Origin of the sequence: Clostridium sp. OM05-6BH (assembly GCF_003481635.1) — a bacterium.
Classification (GTDB): Bacteria; Bacillota; Clostridia; order Lachnospirales; family Lachnospiraceae; genus Butyribacter.
This window is the reverse complement of record NZ_QULH01000041.1, coordinates 1-3147: the sequence shown is the minus strand read 5'-3', so window position 1 is coordinate 3147 and position 3147 is coordinate 1. Positions and strand designations below refer to the sequence as shown.

At 41.8% G+C, this 3147-nt stretch carries 2 protein-coding genes; both read left to right on the top strand.

Going from position 1 to position 3147, the window contains the following annotated elements:
* A partial coding sequence (locus tag DXB73_RS14635) for a hypothetical protein (protein ID WP_182448519.1) occupies positions 1–528 on the top strand: 528 nt, incomplete at its 5' end.
* A gap of 260 nt (positions 529–788) precedes the next feature.
* A partial coding sequence (locus tag DXB73_RS14270; protein WP_279221384.1) for a GLUG motif-containing protein occupies positions 789–3147 on the top strand: 2359 nt, incomplete at its 3' end.

The window sequence follows — 3147 nt, the reverse complement described above, 5'->3', positions numbered from 1 at the left end:
GCGATGTTGAATTATGGTGCCTGCTCACAGAAGTATTTTAATAAGGCGGTGGATGAGCTGGCAAATAAGTATTTAAATGATAATGAGTTGGAAATACTGGATCGATTTGAGGGTTATATTGATAATTTTGTTGCAAATAAGGCTGAAAATAAAGTGCTTGGACAATTTGCCGGACTTAGCATGGTATTGAAATCGGAAACTACATTGAATATCTTCTATGAACCGAAGGAAGGAATCGATGTGTCAAAGCTGAATTTTATCGTAGACGGAAAAGAAATCACACCGGTGAAACGAGGTCAGTATTATATTCTGTCTCTGGAAAATATCAGAGCGAATGAGTTGGGAAATTTAAAAACATTTACCGTAACGGATGGCACGAACACATTGAGTGGAGATTACTGTGCGATGATGTACTGTTATCAGGTATTACAAGCTCAGGAGGGGACTTATGAGGATGCTCTGGTGACACTGGTGAAAGCATTTTCCAATTATGCATATACCGCGCAGTCTATATGCCAATCCAATTAGTAAGTGAACGATCAAGGTAACCGAATAGCAAGAGTACATGGACATGAACACAGAATTCATACAAAAATGAAAGGAGTATCAGATTATGAAAGAGAGATATGAAGTACCGGAGATGGAGATTGTAGAGTTTGAAACAGAGGATATTATTACAACAAGTGGTGAGCCGGAGACACCTTTTGTGCCGTTTTCCGAAAATCGATGAAAGGAATAAGGAAGTGGTCTGATCTGGTGGATATGTAATATTAGAAAGGGAGGAAGATATGAAACAAAGAAAACGAGGAGCAAGACGGATACTTGCCGGAGCAATGGCAGCGCTTATGGTGCTGTCGGCAGTAGATGTGAGCGGCTGGGGCGTGATGAATGCGGAGGCGGAGGAGACTGCAGTGGGAACCACTCCTCAATATTTGACGATAGGCTCAACTAAAATTATTGATAATGGGAAATTTCAAAATAATGAAGTCTCTGGTAATGATACGATATATCAGGGAACCAATTGGTATTATGACCGCACGAAGAATCAACTTGTATTGGACGGTGCATCTGTTTCTGGTACCATTTCGAGTTTTAACGGTAATCTTGCGATTATCTTATCCGGAACAAATACTATGGGGATGATTCAAAGTAGCTTAACGGATGGTCAGATTGAGCAAACACTAGAAATAAATGGTAGCAATTATAACGGAAGTTTAAGTTGTGGAACAATTAGTACAGTAGGTAATCCGACTAATAGTAATTTAAATATTATAGGAGCAACGCTGAAGCCTTCCCTAATTGATTGTAACGGTAGCGTAACGATTAAAAATAGTCATGTGGTAGCCAATAATATGGATGATTCAAACTTAATTCGTGGTGATGAAATTAATATAGTAGACAGTTATGTTGAAGCGAAAGCAACAACAGATCGATACGAAGGTGAGGTAATTAGATCAAATCAACGAATTAATGTATCAGGAAGCCAGATTGTGGTTAGTCGTGCTTTAGACTGTCAGAAACCTGTATTAACGGATGCTTCCTTCAGCAACTCTGTCATCACAAAGCAATGGAAAGATGCTGATACCAAAGAGACTGTAACGAAAACATATGTATATGGTAAAGCCACTTTAAAAGAAGATTTAACGATTGCAAGTGGGGAAAGCATTGAATTTGAGAGTGGTGCGAGTATTACTAATCCGGAGAAACTCACTTTGGCAGATGGTGCGAGCCTTTTGGTAGATGGAGAAGAGCATACACATAACAAAGACGGTGATGTTACATACACTTGGAAAGATGACAAGGAACATATAAAAAACGTGGCATGCAAAGACTGTCCGATCGGATATGTGACGAAGGAAACAGAAACTCACAGCATCGGCGAGAATGGTTTCTGCGCATGTAATGAGGTATACCAGCCGGCAGATCTCACCACAGACAAGTATGATATGGATGGGGACGGTAGCAAGGATGCGGTTTACGAGATCAGTAATGCAGGTCAGCTTTACTGGTTTGCAGGACTTGTAAATGGTACACTTTCGGGCGAGACGCAGAATGCATCGGCGAATGCAGTCCTGACCGCGGATATTGTTGTGAATAAAAATGTTCTGAAGTCGGATGGAACAGTAAATGAGGGAACATTCAAGGAATGGACACCGATAGCAACTAGCGCAAGTCCATACACTGGTATATTTGATGGACAAAACCACACAATCAGTGGATTGTATTTCAATCAAGAGGATAGTTATGATGTGGGATTGTTCGGTCGTAACAATGGTAAGATTGCCAATGCAGGTATTTTGGATTCTTATTTCTATGGTACCAGCAAGGTAGGAGGCGTGTGTGGAAATAATTATACCGGAACTATCACAAACTGTTATAATACCGGCAGCGTCAGTGGTTTAGGAACTCTAGGAGGCGTGAGCGGATATAATGATACCGGAAACATCACAAACTGTTATAATACCGGAAACGTCAGTGGTAGTAGCGGTTTTGTAGGAGGCGTGAGCGGATATAATAGTAAAGGAACTATCATAAACAGTTATAATGCCGGCAGCGTCAGTGGCTTAGAATATGTAGGAGGCGTGAGCGGAATTAATTATACCGGAAGCATCACAGACTGCTATAATATCGGTAGCGTCAGTGGTAGCGAAGGTTATGTGGGAGGCGTGAGCGGAGATAATAACGGAGGAACCATCACAAATAGTTATAATGCCGGTAGCGTCAGTGGTATAGAACGTTATGTAGGAGGCGTGAACGGATGGAATAAAGGAACCATCACAAACTGCTATAATATCGGTAGTGTTAGTGGTAGTGGATATGTAGGAGGCGTGAACGGATGGAATAACGGAACCATCACAAACTGTTATTATGACAGCACCGTTTATACAGGAGCTGCGATAGGCACGAATAGCGGAATGACTACAAAAATTGAGGGAAAAACAACAGAGCAGTACAAGACCGGTGAAGTTGCGTATCTCCTGTCACAGGGCTGCTCAACCGGAGAAGGTGATGACACTGTGACTTACGATGGCTCCATCTGGGGACAGACCATCGGAACAGATACTTATCCGAACCTAGGTGGGGCTAAAGTTTATAAGACCGCTATTTATAACGGATGTGAGGGCAAACCGGGAGAGCCGGTATCTT